The organism is Paraeggerthella sp. (genome assembly GCF_048427265.1).
In the GTDB taxonomy this organism is placed as follows: Bacteria; Actinomycetota; Coriobacteriia; order Coriobacteriales; family Eggerthellaceae; genus Paraeggerthella; species Paraeggerthella hominis.
On sequence record NZ_DBFOSR010000018.1, the window covers coordinates 1 to 20,563 of the forward strand.

At 62.4% G+C, this 20,563-nt stretch carries 20 protein-coding genes and 1 tRNA gene; 16 read left to right on the forward strand and 5 right to left on the reverse strand.

Annotated features, from left to right (window positions below):
* The 5 genes from ACMNI9_RS01595 to ACMNI9_RS01615 all read left to right on the forward strand — a co-directional run.
* Positions 1–529, forward strand: a 529-nt coding sequence (locus ACMNI9_RS01595) for an ATPase, T2SS/T4P/T4SS family (RefSeq protein WP_418830559.1), incomplete at its 5' end; no start/stop codon positions are given.
* A gap of 12 nt (positions 530–541) precedes the next feature.
* Positions 542–1,462, forward strand: a complete 921-nt coding sequence (locus ACMNI9_RS01600; protein WP_418830561.1) for a type II secretion system F family protein — start codon at positions 542–544, stop codon at positions 1,460–1,462.
* A 51-nt stretch (positions 1,463–1,513) separates the two neighbouring features.
* Positions 1,514–2,446, forward strand: coding sequence for a type II secretion system F family protein (locus ACMNI9_RS01605; protein ID WP_418830563.1), 933 nt, complete (start codon positions 1,514–1,516; stop codon positions 2,444–2,446).
* 11 nt (positions 2,447–2,457) lie between these two features.
* A complete protein-coding gene (locus tag ACMNI9_RS01610) occupies positions 2,458–3,066 on the forward strand; it encodes a hypothetical protein (RefSeq protein WP_216528771.1) in 609 nt (202 codons plus the stop codon).
* Positions 3,067–3,069: 3 nt separating this feature from the next.
* Complete coding sequence (locus ACMNI9_RS01615; protein ID WP_216528772.1) at positions 3,070–4,962, forward strand: InlB B-repeat-containing protein; 1,893 nt, start codon at positions 3,070–3,072, stop codon at positions 4,960–4,962.
* An 82-nt stretch (positions 4,963–5,044) separates the two neighbouring features.
* Here the strand turns inward: ACMNI9_RS01615 and ACMNI9_RS01620 are convergent, their stop codons facing one another.
* Genes ACMNI9_RS01620 through ACMNI9_RS01630 form a run of 3 tightly spaced genes read right to left on the reverse strand, consistent with a single transcriptional unit; the run spans position 5,045 to position 8,383 of the window.
* On the reverse strand, positions 5,045–6,268 hold the full coding sequence (locus ACMNI9_RS01620; protein WP_418830565.1) for an ABC transporter permease: 1,224 nt from the start codon (positions 6,266–6,268) through the stop codon (positions 5,045–5,047).
* The gene (locus ACMNI9_RS01625; protein WP_216528774.1) at positions 6,255–7,436 is read right to left on the reverse strand and encodes an ABC transporter permease; all 1,182 of its coding nucleotides are present in this window, start codon (positions 7,434–7,436) and stop codon (positions 6,255–6,257) included. Before ACMNI9_RS01625 ends, ACMNI9_RS01620 begins: the two co-directional genes overlap by 14 nt.
* An 8-nt stretch (positions 7,437–7,444) precedes the next feature.
* On the reverse strand, positions 7,445–8,383 hold the full coding sequence (locus tag ACMNI9_RS01630) for an ABC transporter ATP-binding protein (protein WP_114566246.1): 939 nt from the start codon (positions 8,381–8,383) through the stop codon (positions 7,445–7,447).
* A 198-nt stretch (positions 8,384–8,581) separates the two neighbouring features.
* Here ACMNI9_RS01630 and ACMNI9_RS01635 point away from each other — a divergent pair, with 198 nt between their 5' ends.
* Both ACMNI9_RS01635 and ACMNI9_RS01640 read left to right on the forward strand, forming a co-directional pair.
* The gene (locus tag ACMNI9_RS01635; RefSeq protein ID WP_418830567.1) at positions 8,582–9,661 is read left to right on the forward strand and encodes a sensor histidine kinase; all 1,080 of its coding nucleotides are present in this window, start codon (positions 8,582–8,584) and stop codon (positions 9,659–9,661) included.
* The gene (locus tag ACMNI9_RS01640; protein ID WP_114566248.1) at positions 9,658–10,326 is read left to right on the forward strand and encodes a response regulator; all 669 of its coding nucleotides are present in this window, start codon (positions 9,658–9,660) and stop codon (positions 10,324–10,326) included. Before ACMNI9_RS01635 ends, ACMNI9_RS01640 begins: the two co-directional genes overlap by 4 nt.
* Positions 10,327–10,343: 17 nt before the next feature.
* Here ACMNI9_RS01640 and ACMNI9_RS01645 read toward each other — a convergent pair whose 3' ends face one another.
* Positions 10,344–10,688: a winged helix-turn-helix domain-containing protein gene (locus ACMNI9_RS01645; RefSeq protein WP_114566249.1), complete on the reverse strand. Its 345-nt coding sequence runs from the start codon at positions 10,686–10,688 to the stop codon at positions 10,344–10,346.
* 41 nt (positions 10,689–10,729) lie between these two features.
* Positions 10,730–12,286: a threonine synthase gene (gene thrC / locus ACMNI9_RS01650; protein ID WP_418830570.1), complete on the reverse strand. Its 1,557-nt coding sequence runs from the start codon at positions 12,284–12,286 to the stop codon at positions 10,730–10,732.
* 262 nt (positions 12,287–12,548) lie between these two features.
* Here thrC and ACMNI9_RS01655 point away from each other — a divergent pair, with 262 nt between their 5' ends.
* The 9 genes from ACMNI9_RS01655 to ACMNI9_RS01695 all read left to right on the forward strand — a co-directional run bounded on the left by ACMNI9_RS01655 (position 12,549) and on the right by ACMNI9_RS01695 (position 20,441).
* Positions 12,549–12,839: a FeoA family protein gene (locus tag ACMNI9_RS01655; RefSeq protein WP_225749863.1), complete on the forward strand. Its 291-nt coding sequence runs from the start codon at positions 12,549–12,551 to the stop codon at positions 12,837–12,839.
* 164 nt (positions 12,840–13,003) lie between these two features.
* On the forward strand, positions 13,004–13,240 hold the full coding sequence (locus ACMNI9_RS01660) for a FeoA family protein (protein ID WP_114566251.1): 237 nt from the start codon (positions 13,004–13,006) through the stop codon (positions 13,238–13,240).
* Positions 13,241–13,347: 107 nt separating this feature from the next.
* Positions 13,348–15,702, forward strand: coding sequence for a ferrous iron transporter B (gene feoB / locus ACMNI9_RS01665; RefSeq protein WP_114566252.1), 2,355 nt, complete (start codon positions 13,348–13,350; stop codon positions 15,700–15,702).
* Positions 15,703–15,810: 108 nt separating this feature from the next.
* Positions 15,811–16,038 (forward strand): hypothetical protein, encoded by a 228-nt coding sequence (locus tag ACMNI9_RS01670; RefSeq protein ID WP_114566253.1) that lies wholly within the window; start codon positions 15,811–15,813, stop codon positions 16,036–16,038.
* A 338-nt stretch (positions 16,039–16,376) separates the two neighbouring features.
* Entirely contained in the window at positions 16,377–16,757 is a 381-nt protein-coding gene (locus ACMNI9_RS01675; RefSeq protein WP_114566254.1) for a metal-dependent transcriptional regulator, read from the forward strand.
* A 270-nt stretch (positions 16,758–17,027) separates the two neighbouring features.
* Positions 17,028–17,981: an FtsB family cell division protein gene (locus ACMNI9_RS01680; RefSeq protein ID WP_418830573.1), complete on the forward strand. Its 954-nt coding sequence runs from the start codon at positions 17,028–17,030 to the stop codon at positions 17,979–17,981.
* Positions 17,982–17,991: 10 nt separating this feature from the next.
* Positions 17,992–18,966 carry a Ppx/GppA phosphatase family protein gene (locus ACMNI9_RS01685; protein ID WP_231088223.1) on the forward strand — a complete coding sequence of 325 codons (975 nt, stop codon included), beginning with the start codon at positions 17,992–17,994 and terminating at the stop codon, positions 18,964–18,966.
* Positions 18,967–19,059: 93 nt separating this feature from the next.
* Positions 19,060–19,144 (forward strand) — tRNA-Leu (locus ACMNI9_RS01690).
* A gap of 247 nt (positions 19,145–19,391) precedes the next feature.
* Entirely contained in the window at positions 19,392–20,441 is a 1,050-nt protein-coding gene (locus tag ACMNI9_RS01695; protein ID WP_216528778.1) for a polyprenyl synthetase family protein, read from the forward strand.
* Positions 20,442–20,563: the final 122 nt, after the last annotated feature.

Below are 20,563 nucleotides of genomic sequence, written 5' to 3' on the forward strand. Positions count from 1 at the left end.
GAACGCAGAGGGCGAGGGCGCGGTGAGCATGCGTGATTTGGTGACGCTTGCTTTGCGACGCCGTCCCGATCGCATCGTCATCGGCGAATGCCGCGGGGCCGAGGCGTACGACATGCTGCAGGCCATGCAGACGGACCATCCCGGGTCCATGACCACCGTGCATGCGAACGACCCGGCGAACGCTATCAGCCGCTTGCGAACCATGGTCGGGTACGCCGACGGGGATTTGAGCCGCGAGGTCATCGTTCAGCAGATCGCCGAATCTTTGCAAGGCGGCTTGATCGTGCATGTCGAGCGCTTGCGCGACGGCAGGAGGAAGGTGACAAGCATCGTCGCAGTGGATTCTTTGCCCGAGGGAAGCTCGGTGATACCGCGTTCCGAGCTGTTCTCGTTCGAGGTGGAAGGCGTTGATGCGGCGGGCGCGATTGCGGGGGCATGGCGTGCGCGGGGCGTGCAGCCGCAGCGCATCAAGGAGCGTATGCGAACGGCGGGGGCGTGGTACGACCCTGCGTGGTTCTTCTCGGCGTGACAGGGGGCTTTCATGATTGGTCTCGCACTACCGGCGGTTTTGCTATGCGCTTGCTCTGCATTGTCGTTGATCGCGTTCTCTTCGTATCGACGGGAACGCGCCGAGCTGCGATCGCGCAGCTTGGGCGAAACCGAGCTGTACGCAGCCGGGAAGGCTGCTGCGGCTGCACGCGCAAAGGTTTCGCGCAGCCCGCTTGCGACGATGCTGCACGAGGCGGGTATCGAAACCGTTCCCTCGATGTGGGTTGCGCAGGCTCTGTGCGCGGTGTTCCTTGCAGGGTGCTTGGCGGCGGCGCTTTCGGGAAGCTGTCCCGTTGGCTTTTTCGCGGGCGGTGCGGCGGCCGCCGCGGTTTGGCTGCGGGTGGGCGTGCTGCGAGCACGCAGGAGCGCGCTTCTGGACAGGCAATTCTGTCGGGCCTTGCCTCAGATTGCGGGCGGTGTTCGCAGCTCGCTAACGCTTGAGCGCGCGATACGTGCGGTTGCGGCGCATGTGGACGACCCGCTTCGCGAGGAACTTGCCCGCGTGCTTGCCGACGCTGCATACGGGACGTCGTTGAGCGTGTCGCTTGAGGAGATGGCTCGCAGGACGGCCAGCCCTGACGTGCAGGCGTTGGCCGCTGCCGTTCGCGTGCAGCAGCGTTTCGGAGGGGCGATCGCTCCTGTACTCGACATGATCGCTGCGCACGCGAACGTGCGCTTGAAGATGAGCCGCGAACTGCGTACGGAGCTCGCGGGCACGCGGTTGGCGAAGTGGTTCGTTGCGGCGGCCATGCCGGCCATCTTTCTGCTCATGTTCGTCGCTAATCCTGATTTCGCGCGCTTTTACGCAGAGGAGCCGCTCGGGTGGGCGGTGGCGGGGGTGGCTGCGTTGTGCGAGGTCGGCGGCTTGCTGGCGTGCCAGCGCATAACGAGCGTATCGAATAGTGGTCGGTGATGGGTCCGAGGGCGAATTTTGGGATTCTCATTCGTTTGAAAGGGGGCGATCGTGTTGGACGTTGTGGTTATGGGATCGCTGCTTATGTTGGGGGCGTTGCTCGGGCTTGCATCGTACGAGATCTTGGTTCGTTCATGCGCGCCGCAACCGCGCGGCTTCGCCGTGCCGGCGCGACGCGTGCGCGCGGTTGAACCTGCCCGCGCCGAAGGAGCTTTACGTCGCTGCGCGCGCGAGGCGCTGTCCGCTTTGTCCTGCGGCCTTGACCGCTTGGCTCCGGTTGCCCGCACGGATGTCGACGCGCGTCGCGATCGTTTGGCGCGGGCGGGCGTTCGCCTTGAACCGGAAACCTGGCGTAGCCTGCGCGTTGTCTGTGCTGTTGCGGCGGGTCTTTTGGCGACGCTTGCGGCAGCGTTTGCACCCGGTGCGCACGCTGCCGTGCGGATGCTTGCCTTTTGCATAGGGGTTGTTGCGGGATGGATGCTCCCCGCTCTGATCGTTTCAAGCAAGGAAAAAAGTCGGCGTCGTGACATCGAGGCCGCCCTGCCCGAAGCCATGGAGCTTTTGAGCGTGGCGCTTGCCGCCGGATCCCCGGTCGAGCAGTGCTTCAGGGAGGTTGCGGAAAGCCTGAGCGGGCCTATTTCCGAGGAACTTTTCATTGTTGACCAGGAGGTGAACTTTCTGGGTCACTCGCGCGAGGCTGCACTTGAGCATCTTGCAGCGCGTTGCCGCAGCCAAGACGTATCCGCGTTCGCGGCGCACGTGACGCAGGCCATCACCCAAGGGTCGTCCATTGCCGAAGGGCTTGCGTCCCAGGCGGCCGTGGCGCGTGAAACGGCGCAGGCTGACGTGCTCGAGCGCATTCGCACGATGCCGACGAAGCTCGACATCGTGCTGTCGATGTGCTTTCTGCCGCCGACGGTTGCGTTGGTGGTGGTGCCAACCGTGGTCAGCTTGCTGGAGTTCTTGAACGACACGATGGCGTAGGGAGGACGGGTATGCAGTATGGGAAATGCGGGTCGCGTTCGTTTGCGAGCAGGGTTCGACGTGCGATCAAGTCGGCTTCGCGAAGGCCCGTCCCGATTGCCACCGCCGTGCTCGGGGCTGCGGTTGCGGCCTGGGCCGCCTTTGCGCTCGGTGGGTTTGCGGCCGGCTTCGAACGCGAGGGGCAAGCCGAAGCGCCCGCTCCTCTTCGGTGTCTCGAGGCGACGGTTTCCTGCGAAGGATGGTCGATCGGCAACGTTGCTTTAGGGGCTTTCGTCTCGGGGTTCTCGGTCGACGGCGAAAAAATCGACAAGCAGATGCTGTTCGAAGGGCCGGGCACGTGCGTCGTCGACGTTCCCGAAGGATTTTACGAGCTGTCGCTGCAACTGCCCGTGATTATGGTGGAGGACGGGTCGATGCGCGCTGCGGGGGATCCGGTCCCGATCCGATTCGGTGAGTCGGGTTCGCCTGCTCGGGCGGCCGTTGCTTACCGGGATATCGAATCAGCCGCGTTGCCCGATCAAGATCTGTCCGAAATCGCAAGGTCGAGCTTTCGCGATCAAAACGATGCCGAAAAAGCGCTTGCGCAGGCAAGAGCGAAGCGCGACGAAGGAAGGGGGTAGGGTATGCGCAGAGTTTACGCGAAAGCCGTTTCGCTGCTGCTCTCGGTGCTTTTGCTGGCGGTTGGGTTCGCAGCGTGCCTCCCGCGCGAGGCGTTCGGATACGAGTACCTGCATTCCGACACGACCAGCATCTACAATCGTGCTTGGATATCCGCGAGCCCTTCGGGCTATCTTGAGCTGATCGGCTCGGATCCGAACGGCCCCAGACCGGGCATGCCGAACTGGGAGCTTCCGGGCGGGACGAACGCTTACGTGGTGGCCTACCAGTTCGCGATTTGGGGAGACGCCGGCGGGCAGGACGACCTTGTCTGGTACACGGCGGGCAACGGAAGCTGGTCTAGGGGCGGCGCGAACATGGGCACCGGGGATTTGACCGGCAGCAAGAACGGCACGGGGTTCGGCTGCATCGCTACGTACGGGTACGGATGGGGCGGCACCGTCCTTTCGAGCCACGGCGGCCTGGACGAGCTCATGCACAACCATATCTACATTCACAGCACGATTGCCGGGGTGGGCGATACCGAGGGGACGGGCCTGCGCAATTACGGCAGCGTCGACTTCTGGCCGCGCGTCAGCATCCGCTACGATGCGAACGGCGGCTCGGGCGCGCCCGGCTCCCAGTACAAGTACATCGGCAGCGTTGGCGCGGTGTCTTCGAAGCTGCCCGTTCGCGTGGGGTATACGTTCGAGGGATGGTCGACCGAAAGACAGGGCCCTGTGAACGTTCGTCCTGGTCAGAAGATTGGCTATCAGGATTGGAACCTTCAGGTGGAAAGCCTTGTGCCGCACGGATGGAACAACGGGCCCTCTGACTTCTGGCGCGATCCGAGCGCGGGGCGTCCTTCGCCGAGCGGTTCGAACACCATCACGCTGTATGCCCAGTGGAAGCCTGTATCCTACGTTGTCTCGTACGAAGGAAACGGCGCGACCGGGGGATCGACGAGCGATTCCGTGCACGTGTACGACGCTCCCAAAGCCTTGACGATGAACGGGTACGAGCGCTCGTACCGGTTGACGTGCGACGCGCAAGGCGGGTCGATGGGCGTCGCCTCGCTGGCATGCGTTTGGCCGTGGGCGTCGTGGAACGCGCGTCCTGACGGCTCGGGCGAGTCCTACGGCGACGGCTCCCTGGTCAAGAACATGCGATCCACGAAGGGAAAGGCAACGCTGTACGCCCAATGGCGTCCCGGCGCCGTTGTTCTTCCTGATCCCGGGGAAAAGCCCGGGCACGTGTTCGAAGGCTGGTACTCGGCTGCGTCGGGAGGCGACTTCGTGGGCAGTGCCGGCGCGTCGATTTCGATAGCGGCCGATACGACGTGCTACGCGCGTTGGCAAGTGCTCGCCGAGGTGACGTACTATGCGGATGGACAGGTTCTTTCGGGGTTCGGGGACCTGCTGCCCGCGGGAGTGGCGTACCGAACGAGCACAGAGGCTGCCGCAGCGGCCGTCAAGCAGGATTGCGCGGGGTTCGAGGGGTGGTTCGTGGACGCTTCGTGCACGAAGCGCTACGCGGAAGGATCCCCGCTGCCAAGCGAAGGCCTTCGCTTGTACGGCCGCAACAAGGTTTCCGTGAGCTATGCGCAAACCGATCGCAGTACGGCGCTGTTCGCCGACCGCACGCTCTACGCCGATAAAGATGCAGGCTCGCTGCTTGATCGGGACGCGCTTCTGCCGCCGGGCGAAACGCTTTTCTACGGCGATCGGATCACGTTCGACCGCGGGCCTTCCGTGTGGTTCGAAGATCGCGATCGCCTGCGCGAAGCGTCGTGCGAGCCGGGCGCCTACGCTACGGCCGCAGCCGAAGGGCTGCCTGCGCGCACCGTGGTGCTCACGTGCAACACGATTGCGTACCTCAACTGGCGCATTCCCCTCTACGACGGCGTAGCCGTGTCGTAGAGGCCGTGTGGTAGAGGGGCTCCTGCGGGGTTGCTTTTTAGAGGGGGCCGACGGTGCTGCGTCGGCCCCCCGGCGGCTTCCCTTACGCTCGCGCGGCCGCCGCGTTGCCGCCGGCCCTCGAGCTTGACGCTCGCAGCTTTCCGGCAACCAGGCCGGACGCGATCAAAACGGAGGCGAACAGCAGCACGATACCGATATCGCCCAGAATGGGGCTGATCGCATCCCAGGACACGGCGTCAAGGCGAAGCGCTCGGCTCACGGCGTCGTTGAACCAGGACGCAGGCGTGAAGTACGCGGCCACTTGCACTTCGGGGGCGAGCAAATCCAGGCTGACCCATGCACCGCCCAAAAACGCCATGAGCAAGCCCAGCACGTTGCCCGCTGCGTTTGCGATGGGCTCGCTCGTTCCTATCTGTCCGAGCAAGAACCCGATGCCCAACGGAACAAGCGAGAACGCCAGCGAAGCGCCCAGCATCAAGGCTATTCCAGCGGGCGGCACGCTTCCTAGCGACGATCCGAACACCGCGATGCCCAAGCCGATGCTGAACCCTCCTATCATCAAAGTTACGGACAGGCAGCCCAAGGTCATCTGCAGCCCGTACGAAAGCGGGCTAACCGGCGACGAGACGTTGCGCCGGGATACGTCGGTGCGGTTGAACGAGTTCATAAGCAGGCTTACGCATACGATGATGGCCACCGTGAGCGTGTACGTGCTCCATTGCAGGTAGAACGCCAGCTGATCGGTAGGGGCTGCGGCGTCTGCCGAGGTGACGGCGTCCACGCTCGCCGTATGCGCGGCCGCCTCGTTCGCCTGCTTCACCAAGCTGTCTGCTTCGGCTGCTTCGTCAAGAGCGGCAGCGGCGGCCACCAGGGAAAGGTACCGATTGACATCTTGATCGAACAGCGATCCTGACATCGACTGGTAGCTGTAAACCGATTCCACAACAGGTGCGTCTCCGCCCGTCCTGGCTGCGTTCACGTACGCTTCCCCGAAGCCGTCGGGAACAATGAACAAGCATTCGACCAGGCCCGTTGCTACGGCGTCTTGCAAAGCGAGCGTGTTGTCCTCCACTTCGACCAGCGTCGCCCGTTCGGCAAGGTGATCTTCCAGGCCGCGCGACAGGTCCGACCCGTCCCGGTCGATCACGGCGATATTGGCCGTGTAGCTTTCGAATTCGTCTTGACCGGTGTCCGCGGCAACGCCGCTGGTGACGAACACGCCCATGGCACTCAGCCATACGGCGTACACCAGCAGGTACACAGGGTGGCTGAGTGCAACGCGAAGGGCTGCCTTAAAGATGCTCATAGCGTTGCCTCCTAATGAAAAGAGCGGACAGAGCGAACAGGACCGCGCCGAATGCAAGCAGAACGAGCATCTTCTCGAAGAACGGCCCCAGCGCGTCGTAGTAGTACAGGCTGTAGAACAGATCGGTCGTTAGCTTTGCGGGGTTCAACGTGGCGGTTATCGGAAATGCGCGGGCGATGCTGTCGGCAAGCTGCATGCACGGTTCGCCGTACAGGCCCGCGAACAGCGACAGGAAGCAAGTCGCGCCCGTCAGGATGCCCGATTTCGCGGGAAGGCTCATTTTCGGCAGCGCGCCGATAAGGGTGCCGAGCGCCGTGGCCAGCAGCGCGGCGGCCGCCAGTCCCACCATGCACAGCCCTTCTCTTCCTCCGAAGTCCACCCCTACGACGAAGCGAATGTAGGCGAACGCTGCCAAAAGGCATGCAAGGGCCAGCGACCAGCTTGCCGCCAACGTGGCTGCCAGCGCTTTCGTGCGGCTGATCGCGCCTACCGTGCGTCGCGCTCCCAAAATCGAGAGATTGGGTTGCATCTGGCATAGGGCGAACATGGAAACCTGGCTGGTGAACAGGGCCGCCATGCCTAAAAGCGCGTAGTAGAACCGAACGCTTTGGGAAGGCGAGCTGTGCGTGAGCGATACCTGTTCGGTTGCCGCCGGGGTGTCGAGGGCCTGCCGCACGGCGTCGGCGTCGGCCAGCGCAAGCGGGTTGGTGCGGGCGATCTGCGTCAAAAGCTCCGCGTTCTGCGCGTAGGAATCGGCGATGGTCTGCAGGATGGTGGCATTGATGCGGCTCAGGCTGCTGTTAAGGCTTTGCGTTCCCGCTGCCGCGATGAGCACGGGATTGCCCTCGTCGTCGACGGAGAACCCTCCGGCCACCTCGCCGCTTCGGACCAAGTCGCGCGCAGCGTCCTCGCTTGCCACCTGCCGAACGTCCAGCAGTCGGTCGTTGCCGGTGCTCAGCTGGTCGATCATCTGCGCAAACGCAGAGCCTTCATACGCGGCGTCCGCAACCACGACGCTCGGCACGGGACTGATCGACTCCTGTGCGTCAAGCCCTGAGAACATGAACATGAACAGCGTCGAAAGCAAAATGGGGAAGGCGAAGGCCCAGACGAACAACGACGGTGTTCGCGTGAGCATCTTCGCGGTGTATTTGAACGTGGTCCACATGGCCTCTCCTAGGAATCCCGCAGTTCGGTCCCGGTGATCTCCAGGAACACATCGTTGAGGGTGGGCGGTTCCGCCCAAATGCGACCGGGGGCCGCGCCGTGGGATTTCAGCACGTCCAGCACGTCGGCCACGTTGTGCGTGCCGTTGTCGCAAACGGCTTCCAGCGCCTCGCCGTCGAACGATGCGCGCAGTACGTGCGGCAGCTCCCGCACGTCGGCCACAAGCGCTTCGGGAGCTTCGTCCAGCTCGATGCGGATGCGTTCTCCGGTTCTTATCATGGCTTTGAGCTCGTCGTTCGTTCCCGCGGCTATCGTGCGGCCGCGATCCATGATCATGATGCGGCTGCATATATCCTCCACCTCTTCCATGTAGTGGCTCGTGTACACCACGGTGGAGCCTTCGGCGTTCAGGCGCTTGATGCCTTCCAGAATGGAGTTGCGGCTTTGCGGGTCCACGGCTACGGTGGGTTCGTCGAAGAAGATGAGCTCGGGCTTGTGCGCGATGCCGCAGGCGATGTTCAGGCGTCGCAAAAGGCCGCCCGACAGCTTGCGGGGGCGGTGCTTGACGAACTCCTCCAGGCCCACGAACGCGATCGCTTCGTCTACGAGCGCGCGCCGGCGCAGCCGGTCGGACACGTACAGCGAGCAGAAGTAGTCGATGTTCTCGCGCACCGTCATCTCCTCGAACACCGCAACGTTTTGCGGAACCACGCCGATGCGCCGCTTCAGGTCGTAGCGCGTCGGCGCCATGGGCTCTCCGAACAGGTTGATGGTTCCCTTGTCGAAGGTGAGCAGCTGCAAGATGCAGTTGATGGCGGTGGTTTTGCCCGATCCGTTCGGACCGAGCAGCCCGAATATCTCGCCGGGTGCGATATGCAGGCTGAAATGGTCGAGCGCGATGGCGCTGCCGTAGCGTTTGACCAGGTTGTCGACGGCTATGATGTCCATGGGGTTCCTTTCTCGGACGCTTCGCGGCGCGTTTTTCCGCAAGCCCGCAAGCGTTGTCACCATAATCGCCCGTTTGACCGGAGTTCGCCAGTGAGCGCGGTCATCCCCTTGGCCGCAAGGCCATGACATCTGTCACGAAAGCGTCGGCGCGCCCATGCCTTTTCCGCAAAGCTTGCGTTGACCTGCTACCATGGGCGCATGGAGAGAATCGTCGACAAGGTTGCCGTGCTTGCCTGCACGGCGTTGGGCGTCGCCGTTGTCGCGTGGAACGGTGCGTACGTGGCCGCGATGCTGATCGCAGTGCTGTTCTCGGCGCTTGCAGAGGTGCTTCCGCGTCGTTGGGCGCGGTGGCTGCCGTGCTCTTATGCGCTCGCGTGCCTGGTCGATCCGGTGCTCGGCACGTTTCTGCCGCTTGCGGTGTACGATCTGGCGCGCGGCTCCTGCCGGGTTCTTCGGTTTGGATGGCTGCTTCCCGCGTTCGTGTGCGTTCTGCGCATGGAGTCGCTTGCGGCCGTTGTCATGCTGTTCGGATGCGTGCTCGCCTACGCGCTCGCACGTCGCACCGCCGTCAGCTTGCGCGAGAAGGAAGAGGCCCGTCATTTGCGCGATGACCTGCGGGAAGGGACGTTGGCGCTCGAGGAGAAAAACGCCCAGCTGCGCGAGCGGCAAGACCTCGAGGTCCGTTTGGCCACGCTGGCCGAGCGCGGCCGCATCGCTCGCGAGATACACGACAACGTGGGTCATCTTCTGACGCGCGCCATCATGCAAACCGAGGCGCTGCAGGTGGTCCATCGAGACGACGAGCGCGTGCGCTCGGAGCTTGCCCAGGTGGGCGAGACGCTGCACGAGGCCATGGGCACCGTGCGTGCGAGCGTCCATGACCTGCACGACGACGCGTTCGACCTGGAAACGCAGGTGCGCGCTGCGGCCGAGGCGTGCGCGCTGCCGGTTCGCGTTGAGTTTCGGGCGGACCACGTGCCTGCGGAGGTCGGCTACGGCTTCATCGCCATTGTGCGCGAGGCGCTTTCCAACGCGGTGCGTCATAGCAACGCCGGCACGGTAGAGGTTTCGGTGGTGGAGCATCCGGGATTCTATCGGCTTGTCGTGCATGACGACGGCACGCGTCCGCCCGCGATGGGCGAAGACGGGCGCGGCATCGGCCTGACCACGATGGAAGATCGGGCCCGTGCGCTGGGCGGCGTGTTCCGCGTGTCGTTCGAAAAGGGATGCAAGGTGTTCGCGTCCGTGCCGAAAGGCGCGGGGGAGGAGCGGGTATGATCGACGGTTCCAAGGCAAATGGACGGTCCATTCGCGTGGTCGTCGTGGACGACGATGCGTTCGTTGCCGCGTCTCTTGCAACCATTCTGTCGGCCGAGCCCGACGTGGACGTGGTCGCCTGCGGCGAAAACGGGGAAGATGCGGTACGGCTCTACGATGCGCACGAGCCCGACGTGCTGCTCATGGATATCCAGATGCCGGGCATGGACGGCTTGGCCGCGGCCGAGCGCATCTTGACCGCCCGTCCCTCTGCGCGCATCGTGTTTCTGACCACGTTCTCCGATGACGAGTACATCGTTCGCGCACTCCGCCTGGGCGCGCGCGGCTACCTGATCAAGCAGGAGGTTGCCACCATTGCGCCGGCGCTGCGCAGCGTTATGTCCGGCCAGAACGTGCTGGGGGAGGAGGTGGTGGGCCGCGTGGGCAAGCTCATGGGAAGCCACGCTGCTTCGACGGGCCAACGCGGTGCTCAAAGCGACGGCCTGCTCACCGAGCGCGAGCAGGCCGTCGTGTCGCTGGTGGCCGAAGGCCTCGACAACAAGGAAATCGCCGCGCAGCTGTACTTGAGCGACGGAACCGTGCGCAATCACATCAGCACGATCCTGCAGAAGCTGGGATGCAAGAACCGCACCCAGCTTGCCGTTTGGTACTATCGGGGCGCATGAGTCTTCGCGCCCCGGCGCTACACCAAAATGTCGGCGAACGCTTTCTCGGCTTCTTCTTGAAGCTTCTCCTCGATGGACAGGTACGCGTCAAGCAGCTTGTTGCACGAATCGGTCAGGCTGCTGCCGTGCGCCCCGTCGCGATGCAGCAGCTGCATGTCCAGCGCCGACTCGGTGTCTTTGATGATGCGCCAAGCCTTGCTGTACGCCATGCCCATGCTCTTCGCGGCTGCGTTGAGCGATCCCGTTTCTCGTACGCCCAAGCACAGGCTGGCGATGCCCCGCCCGAACAGCGATCCGCTGTCGGAGTCGGGGTTCATGATGGAAAGTCGAATGGTCGGCTTCAGGTTCGCAAGCTCGCTCATGGTCTCGTCCTTTTCTCGTACGGCGCTCGTGGCCGGTTCGTCTATCGTTTGCTCAGGTTGTCGAGGAACCGCAGCGCTGCGGTTTCGATGTCGCCGGTTCCCGCGTCGATCACGTCGGTGAAGCGAATGGGCAGCTCGTCCAGCTCGGCAAGCCCGCGAGGGATGTCGTGCTTGCCCGTTTCGCGCGCGATCAGCTCGTTGAGCGCGCACCCGGTAAGAGCGGCTACGTCGTCCGGCAGCGGCGCGCCCGGTTCGATGTCGTGCAGGGCGCGGTACACGTTGTCGCCGAATTTCGCCCAATGGGCGGTGCTGGCAATGAGCACCGGGTTCTGCCCGCGCAGGTTCTCGGCCACCTGGTAGGCTACGGCCGTATGCGGGTCCAGCAGGTAATCGTGCTCGTCCAGCACGGCCTTGATGGTTTCCAGGCACGCGGCGTTGTCGATGGAGTCGGATGCGAACGTCTCGCGCACGCGGGCGAACGTGCTCTCGTCAATGCGGAAGCGGCCCTGTTCGCGCAGGTCGGCCATCCAGCCGGCGATGGCCTCGGCATTGCGGTCGGTCAGCTCGAACAGCTGGCGCTCCAGGTTCGACGATACCAGAATGTCCATGGACGGCGACGGCGTCAGCACGAAGTCGCGATTGGAAATATCGTACGTGCCCGTGTTGATGAAGTCCGTCAGCACGCGGTTCTCGTTGCTGGCGCACAGGAGCATGCCAAGGGGCACGCCCATGCGCTTGGCGTAGTACGCGGCCAGGATGTTGCCGAAGTTACCGGTGGGAACGCATACGTCCAGCTCGTCGCCGGCGCTCAGCTTGCCATCCGCCACCAGCTGCGCGTAGGCCGATACGTAGTACACCACCTGCGGCAGCAGTCGTCCCCAGTTGATGGAGTTCGCGCTGGAAAGCGCCACACCCTGCTCGTCAAGCAGCTTCTGCGCGAACGCGTCGTCGTTGAACACGTTCTTCGCGCCCGTTTGGCAGTCGTCGAAGTTCCCGCGCACGCCCCATACCTGCACGTTGCGGCCCTGCTGCGTGGCCATCTGCTTGAACTGGATGTCGCTCACGCCTCCGTCGGGGTACATGACGGCAATGGACACGCCGTCCTGGTCGCGGAACCCTTCGAGCGCCGCTTTGCCCGTGTCGCCGGAGGTGGCTACCAGAATGAGGAATTCGTGGTCAAGTTTGCCCTGGTCGCGCAGCTGGCTGGCGCTGGCGGAGAAGAACCGCGGCAGGCACTGCAGCGCCATGTCCTTGAACGCGCTCGTGGGGCCGTGCCACAGCTCCAGCACGTGCGTGTTCGCGTTGAGCGACGAAATAGGGCAGACGGCCTGGCTATCGAAGTTGTCGCCGTAAGCTTGAGCCATAAGCGCGTCTACGGTTTCGGCCGGCAGGTCAACGTCGAAGGCGCGGTAAACGTAGGATGCGCGCTGCGCGTACGGCATCTGGGCCAACGCGGTTATGTCCTCAAGGGAAAGCTGCGGAATGCTCTGGGGGACGTACAGCCCGCCGCCTGCGGCCAGACCGTCGACGACGGCTTCCGTGAACGTAACCGGGCGTTCGGTCCGCCCGCGCGTATCGATATAGAGGTTTTCAGCCATGTTCTGCGCTTTCTGCCCGAAGTCCTGCAGTTCATTATCCATTTTCAGTATACTATGCGGCCCTCGTCGGCAAGCAGGAGAATCGGCAAGGGAATTACGCTCTTCGCCGAAGGCCGCGCCCATCGTTCGCTCCGAAACCGCAATCGGCTTGCGGTCCCGCCTTCGCGTCCGTCTGTAGAAAATGTTAACTATGGCTTCCATTTGCAAAATGTTTGCTATAAGATACTTTGTGTTATACAAAGCTAACTCGATGGGAGTCGACATGGACAACGCAGTGGCTGCCAGCACGCAGGGAGCTATTTCTCAAGCCTCGGTGCCGAGCGCGACGGTTCATCAAATGCCGCTATCGTTTTTGAGAAGCGGGGAGGTGGCCGTGATCGCGAAGGTGCGAGGCAAAGGCGAGCTGCGCCATCATCTGGAAACCCTGGGATTCGTCGAGGGTGTCCAAGTGCAGGTTGTCGCGCATGCGGCTGGCGACTTGATCGTGGAGATCAAGGGTTCCCAAGTTGCGTTGAGCCAGCAGGTGGCGTCGCGCATCATCACTGCAGCTTAAAAAGCGGCTTCTGCGCGGAAGCACGGTTTTTCACCGTGCGCTTTCGTGCGTGCTTCGCCCCACGCCGTGCCGAACGGTTTCGCAATCAGCGACCAAGGTGCCGCGCGCGGGGCGTTTCTGTCGGGCGAGCAAAGCGGAAATAGAGTTAAGGAAGGAGAACGTGCATGACTGAAGGTCAGAACAGAACGCTGCGCGACGTGGCAATTGGGGAGGTGGCTACCGTCCGCCGTCTAACGGGGGAGGGCGCCCTTAAGCGCCACATCATGGACATGGGCATCACGAAGGGCACGGACGTGTTCGTTCGCAAGGTTGCGCCGCTTGGCGATCCGCTCGAGGTCACGGTGCGCGGCTACGAGCTGTCGCTGCGCAAAAGCGAAGCGGAAAGCATCCTCGTCGGCTGACGCTCTCGCGCGTGCGCGAAGCATGCGTCAGATGACGAGGATCGGCGCGAAAGCGCTTCTTTTTTGGGAATGAGTTAGCAGAAGTTAACTTGCTGGAAAGGCAGACAATGACAATTCGAATAGCGCTTGCCGGAAACCCTAACTGCGGCAAGACCACGATGTTCAACGACCTGACCGGTGCAAGCCAATACGTTGGCAACTGGCCGGGCGTGACCGTCGAAAAGAAAGAGGGCAAGTACACCCGCAACAAAGACATCGTCATCACGGACCTTCCGGGCGTGTACTCGTTGTCCCCGTACTCTCCTGAAGAGATCGTGACGCGCGACTACCTGCTGAAGGGCGGGCCGGACGCCGTCATCAACTTGGTTGACGCCACGAACCTCGAGCGCAACCTGTACCTGACCACGCAAATCCTCGATCTGGGCGTGCCGGTGGTCGTTGCGCTCAACATGATGGACCTGGTGAAGAAAAACGGCGACAAGATCGACGTCCCCGGCTTGTCCGCACGGCTGGGCTGCCCGGTCATCGAGACTTCGGCGCTCAAGGGCCATGGCATGGAGCAGCTTTTGGACGCCGCCGTGAAAGCGGCGAAGGAAGGCGCGGCTCCGAAGCCTCGGCTGCCGTTCGATGCGGTCGTCGAAGACGCCGTTGTCAAGATCGAGGGCATTCTGGGCAGGCGCGTTTCTCCCGCTACGGCGCGCTGGTTCGCCATCAAGCTGTTCGAGGGCGAGGACATGACCGTTGCCAGCTTGGACCTTCCCGCAAAAGATCTCAGCGCCATCGACGCCTTGCGCAAAGAGGTCGAAGACGCGCTTGACGACGACGCCGAGAGCATTATCACAACCGAACGCTACGATGCTGTCACGCAGGTGGTTGCCGATACGGTGAAGCGCTCGAGCAAGGGCATGACCTCGACGCAGAAGATCGACCGCGTGGTGACCAACCGCTGGCTGGGCCTGCCCATCTTCGTGGTGATCATGGCGCTTGTGTACTATCTGGCCATTTCCGTGGGAACGGGCGTCGTTACCGACTGGGCGAACGACGGCATTTCCGGCGACGGATGGCTCTACACCGGCAACGAGCAGTACGAAGAAGCCGTCGGCGCCTGGGAAGAGAGCGTGGCCGAGGCCGAGGAGGCCGGGGCCAGCGAAGAGGAAATCGCGTCCCTTAAAGAGGAGGAGCCCGATCCCTCCGAGTTCGGCCTGTGGATTCCCGGTTTGGGCACGGTGCTGGGAGACGCCCTTGAATCGGCCGACGTCGCCCCGTGGCTCCAAAGCCTTATCATGGACGGCATCGTCGCGGGCGTGGGAGCCGTTATCGGGTTCGTTCCGCAGATGATCATCTTGTTCTTGCTGCTCGCGTTCTTGGAGGGCTGCGGGTATTTGGCGCGCGTCGCCTTCATCATGGACCGCATCTTCCGCCGGTTCGGCCTGTCGGGCAAGAGCTTTATCCCCATGCTGGTGGCTTCCGGTTGCGGCGTGCCCGCCGTCATGGCCACGAAGACCATCGAGAACGAGCGGGATCGCCGCATGACCATCATGACGACCACCATGATTCCCTGCGGCGCGAAAATGCCCATCATCGCGCTGGTGTTCGGCGCCATTGCGGGCGGCAATACCGCAGAGACCTGGTGGGTCGCGCCGTTGTTCTACTTCTTGGGCGTCATCGCCATCATCATTTCCGGCATCATGTTGAAAAAGACCCGCATGTTCGCGGGCGAGGTATCCCCGTTCGTCATGGAACTGCCGTCCTATCACCTGCCTACGGTGAAGTCCATCTTGCTGGCTACGTGGGAGCGCATTCGAAGCTACATCGTGAAGGCCGGTACCATCATCTTCCTGTCCACCATCGTCATCTGGTTCCTCATGAACTTCGGCGACACGGGCGCGGGCTTCGGCTTGCTTGATTCCGAGGCCGAAGGCTACATCCAGCAAAGCCTTATGGCTGGCTTGGGAAATGCGATCGGCTGGGTGTTCGCGCCGCTTGGCTTCGGCGACTGGCAGGCTACGGTCACGTCCGTCACCGGATTGGTGGCGAAGGAGAACGTCGTGGCCACTGTTGGCATCATCACCAGCTTGGGCGATGCGGGCGAGGCCGACCCCACCATGTGGGCCGCGTTCGCCGGCATGATGGCGGGTTCCGTTCCGGCGATCTTGGCCTTCTGCGCCTTCAACCTGCTGTGCGCGCCGTGCTTTGCTGCTATCGGCACTATCCGCCGCCAGATGGAAAGCGCGAAGTGGACATGGTTCGCCATCGGGTACATGACCGTGTTCGCATGGTGCGTGGGGCTTATGTTCTACCAGTTCGGCGGCTTGTTGTCCGGCGAGGTGGAGTTCAACGTGTGGACGGTTGTGGCCATCGTGATTCTGGGCGGCATGCTGTTCCAGATGTTTCGCCCCATGCCGTCGTACAAGAAGAAAAACGCTGTCGAGGGCTTGAAGGCCGAAGGCGGCGCTGCGTAGGCTCGTGAAGCTGGATCGCGAACGAGAATCTTGCTGAAGGGGTTGGGCGGCGCGCCAAGACGGGGCGCCGCCCGCCCGCATTTGCAGCGTATTGGAAAGGAGCTGGACATGTTCGGTTTGGAATTCACCCCCGCTACGGTGATCGTGGGGCTGCTGGTTGCGGCGTTGGCGTTTCTGGCCGTGCGCCGCATGTGGCGCAACGGCATGTGCGATTGCCACAAGGGCGACGACGCCCACGGAGGATCGTGCTCGGGAGGTTGCGGAGGCTGCGCCGGCTGCGGAGCCGTCGACCAGATGATGGCCGATATGAAGAAGGCGGCGGACGCCCGTCGCTGAGCGAGCATCGAAGGGGATTGCCCCGGGTTCGCGATATATGGAGGAATTGTATGCCAAAGCAAACTTTCCTCAAAGGTAGTTGACGTGCAGATCAAAGTTAACCTATACTAACAAATGTCAACAGGGACGCGAAAGCAAACCTGAAGGACACCTCCTCTTTTTGCTGACCCGGTGGTGGAGACTCCCTCGTCTGGTCGTCCACCACACAGCAGCCGGCGAGGGATCTTCCCCCTCTTCCCTCGCCGGCACTCTCCTCGTACTGCTTCCATTCTGTTCGGGCTTCCCCTGCTCTTGCGATGCCGTGTGGTACCATAGCACGGTGATCGAAGGAGGATTCAGTGGAAAAGATGTCCATGTCGCACGAAGACTACCTTGAGGCGATCGTCATGCTGGGGGGTACGACGGAAGCGTCCGTGAGGTCGGTTGATATTGCGACGAAGCTTGGCGTTTCCAAGGCTTCGGTGAATAAAGCCGTTTCGCTGCTCAAGGAAAAGGGCCTGGCCGAGCAGCCTTACTACGGGGATATCACGTTGACCGACGAGGGGTACGAATACGGCGTGTCGGTGCTCGATCGGCATCACATGCTGTTTACGTTCTTGACCAAGGCTCTCGGAGTGCCGGACGAGCAAGCCGAGAAGGAGGCGTGCCTCATGGAGCATGCTATCAGCGACGATTCGTACAAAAAATGGAGTTCTTATATTAAGAAACTCGATTTGTAAGGGTGTTCGGGCCGCGTTCGCGCGGCCCTTTTTTCGCGGCTATCAAGGCGTTCAACAAATTGGAGACAGGCCGTTTCGAGCCGTTGCCTTCGGTGGCAGCTCGGGTTGCGGTGTGGTATCCTTGCAGCAGCTCTCGCATTAAACAAACCATTCAACGAAACACGATGCAAAAGGGGCGCAATCCAGGTGTCAAGGCAGGCGAATATTCTCTCGTTCGACGAGGCAAAACGCGACGTGGGCGCATACCGCTCATCGAGGGTCGTGCCATCGATGCCCCCTCGGTTCTCCGATGATCTTTCCACCTTCGAATCGCCGTTTCGGCAGGCTTCCGCCCGCGGCTCTTCGTCGCGCGCTTCGGCGTCGACGGTGCGGGTCGTTGCGTCTTCTCGTTTCGAGCAGCCCCGCGCTTCCGCGCGCAGCGGAAGGGATGCCGTGCGCGTCGAGCCGTCTCGCCCGGCTTCGGTCGGCCGTTATGCCCGCTTGTCCGACGATCCGTTCGGCGCTTCGAGCCGTTCGGCAGCGGCGGATCGTCCGGTTTCGCGCCGCAGCGACGAAGCGGATCGAGACGATGGCGATCGCGCCGAGAACCGCGGCGGCGAACGCGTGTCCCGGATGGCCGCTTTCAAGAAGAAGCGCGCCAAGGACAAGGCGGGTCGGGCGTTCGCCAAGCAGTTCGGGGACGCGCGTCAGGGGGCGGACGGGGAAGCATCGGGCTCTCGCGCTGCCGTGTACAAAGGCGAGATGGGCGCGAAGCATCGGCAGGCTGCGCGCATGCAGAACGAGTCGAGCCCCCGTGCGTCCAAGAAGCGCGGCTTCTCGTTCGGTTCCGTTGCGGCGTTGAAATCGTCTCCGAAGTTCATAGCCACGGCCGCGGTTGCCGCGTGCTTGGCTCTTTCGTGCGTGTTCCTGTATCCGGCCGCCCAGCAGTACTATCACGCGGTTCGTGAAAACGATCGCTTGCAGGCGGAGTATGCTGTCCTCGAAGAGCGCAACGAGGCCCTGCAAAGCGACGTGTCGTCCCTTCAGACCGATTCGGGCGTGGAGGCGCGCGCTCATGAGCAGTTCGGATGGGTGAAAGATGGCGAAGAAACGGCTACCGTGCGCGGTCTTGAAATCGAGAAAGAGGACGCCAGCACGTTTCGCGCCAACATAACCCCCGGCAGCATCGAGGCTCCCGATACCTGGTACTCGCCGTTTTTCGATGCGCTGTTCGGTGTCGAGTAGGAGGCCTTTCGTGGAAAAAGACGTCGACGGCTCGCGCGTGCTGCATGCTGGCCGATACGCGGCAATCGATATCGGAACCGTGACGTGCCGCATGTTGGTTGCGGACGTGGACGAGCAAGGACGGCTGCACGAGCTGGATCGCGAATACCAGATCACGAACCTTGGCGAAGGGGTGGATGCTTCGGGCGTGCTGAAGCCTGAGGCCATGGAGCGCGTGGCGTCTTCCGTGAAGGGTTATCGCGAGGTGTTGGATTCCTTCGTCTCGCCCGATCATCCGCAGGTGCACGTGACCGCTATGGCCACGTCGGCTGCGCGCGACGCGCGCAACGCCGCGGAATTCGCAGGCATGCTGTCCGCGCTGGGCGTTTCCCTGTCGGTTATTCCGGGGCAGAAGGAAGCGTCGCTCTCGTTCAAAGGGGCTTCGTGCGATTTTCCCGGCGAGCAGCTTGTGGTCGTCGACATCGGCGGGGGCTCTACCGAGGTCGTAGCAGGTCCTTCCGGCGGCGATCCCGTGAAATCCCATTCGTTCAACATCGGGTGTCGTCGCGTGACGGAAAAGTTCCTGGCCTCCGATCCTCCAAGCTGCGCCGAGCTGCAGGCCGCTCGTGCGTGGATTTCTTCGGGCATGTCCTTGTTTTTCGAGGAGTTGAGGGCGTCGGGCTTTCGCGCTGATCGGCTGGTCGCGGTGGCGGGAACGGCTACAACGGTGGTTTCCATCCGCGAGCGCATGAGCGTTTACGACACCGCTCGCGTTCACAAGGCGCTGGTCGACCGTCCTGCGCTCGATCAGGTGTACGACCAGCTTCGCAGCGTTGCGCTTGCCGATCGCGAGCAGATCGTGGGGCTGGATCCTGGACGCGCTCCCGTGATCGTGGCGGGGATGATCATCCTGCAAAGCGTGCTTGATTCGGCGGGCATGGATTCTTTCACGGTAAGCGAGTCGGATATCTTGCACGGCATTATTCTGGATGCGGCGACGCGCTAGTTCATCCGGTCATACGGCTCAAAATTTGCTACCATATACCGCGTCGAAAAAAGCCTTGCGCGTTTGGGGTTGATCGACGATGCGCGGCAACGGGGGAGCGTGGCGGAATTGGCATACGCAGCGGACTTAAAATCCGCCGGCTTCGGTCTTGTGGGTTCGAGTCCCACCGCTCCTACCATACTATGCGCGCGTGCGGCAGCCGCGTGAGGGCTGCGACCGTTCGGTCGTTCCGCGTTCCTCGTGCATGGTGCTGCCCCGTTCGGCGAGGTTTCGCGCTTTCGATTATGTTCCATTTCGCATAATCTTTGGCGGATATGCGGAGAAAGCGAAAAAATGAACCGCTGGGGAACCGTCGAGAAACCATATTCAATTCTTGTGATACCATGAGGTTTCCGGAATTTGTCAAAGCTTACAGAGAAAGCGCTATGGACAACATCAACGAGATCATCGCCGCAGTGGAAGAGCCCCCCGAGTCGTTCGAAGAGTATTTGACGGTGTACGCCGACCGCGTCGGCGGCTTAGTCAATGCGTATATTCCGAAGGGCTCGCATGCCGATATGGATCGCTACCTGTACGATCCTCTTATCGAGTACAGCAAAAACGGGGGAAAGCGCCACCGTCCGCTCATTTGCTTCGCCGCATGTCGCGCCGTTGGCGGGGACATGTCGCGCGCTACGAGCGCTGCGGCCGCCATCGAGCATTTCCATACAGCTGCGCTTATTCACGACGACATCGCCGACGAGGCCGAGCTTCGTCGTGGTGAGCCGTGCATGCACCTGACGGAAGGGTACGGCCTTGCCATTAACGCCGGTGACCTGGCTCTTTCCCTGGTGAACGGGACCGTGATCTCCGACCCGAACCTGGATGACTCCATGAAGGTTCGCGTGATCTCCGAGCTTATCGAGATGACGCGCCGAACCATCGAGGGCCAGGCGCTTGACATTGGCTGGGCGCGCGACGGTCGCTACGACATCACGCCCGAGGACTACTTGGTCATGGCCACGCACAAGACCGCGCATTACTCGGGTGCGGTGCCCCTGGCAATCGGCGCCATCATCGGCGGCGGTACCGAGGTTGAAATCGAGGCCCTGCGCAATTACGGTTTGGACACGGGTCTTGCATTCCAGATCCAGGACGACCTTTTGAACCTTGTGGGGTCCGAGGAAAGCACGAAGAAGGATTTCCGCAACGATATTACCGAGGGCAAGCGCACGCTCGTGGTGGTTCACGCGTTGCAGAATTCCCCGAAGCGCGATCGCTTGATCGAGATTCTTTCGTCGAAGGAGAAAGATCCGAAGGTGTTGGCCGAGGCTGTGGCCATCATGGAGGAGTCCGGCAGCATAGATTATGCGCGCAACTACGCCGAAAACCTGACCGACATCGCCAAGAATCGCCTGATCGATTTAGTGAGGCCGTCGACGGCGCTCGACTTGCTGGTCGGTATGGCGGACTGGTTCGTCAACCGCCTGAAATAAAGCAAGGAAACGGAACGGGGCCGGTGCCTCGCTTCGATGAACGAAGCAAGCGGGGCGGCCACACGGCCGCCCTTTTTGGATGGATTGAGGCGAATCTGCTAGCTGCGTAAGCGACCGGCGAA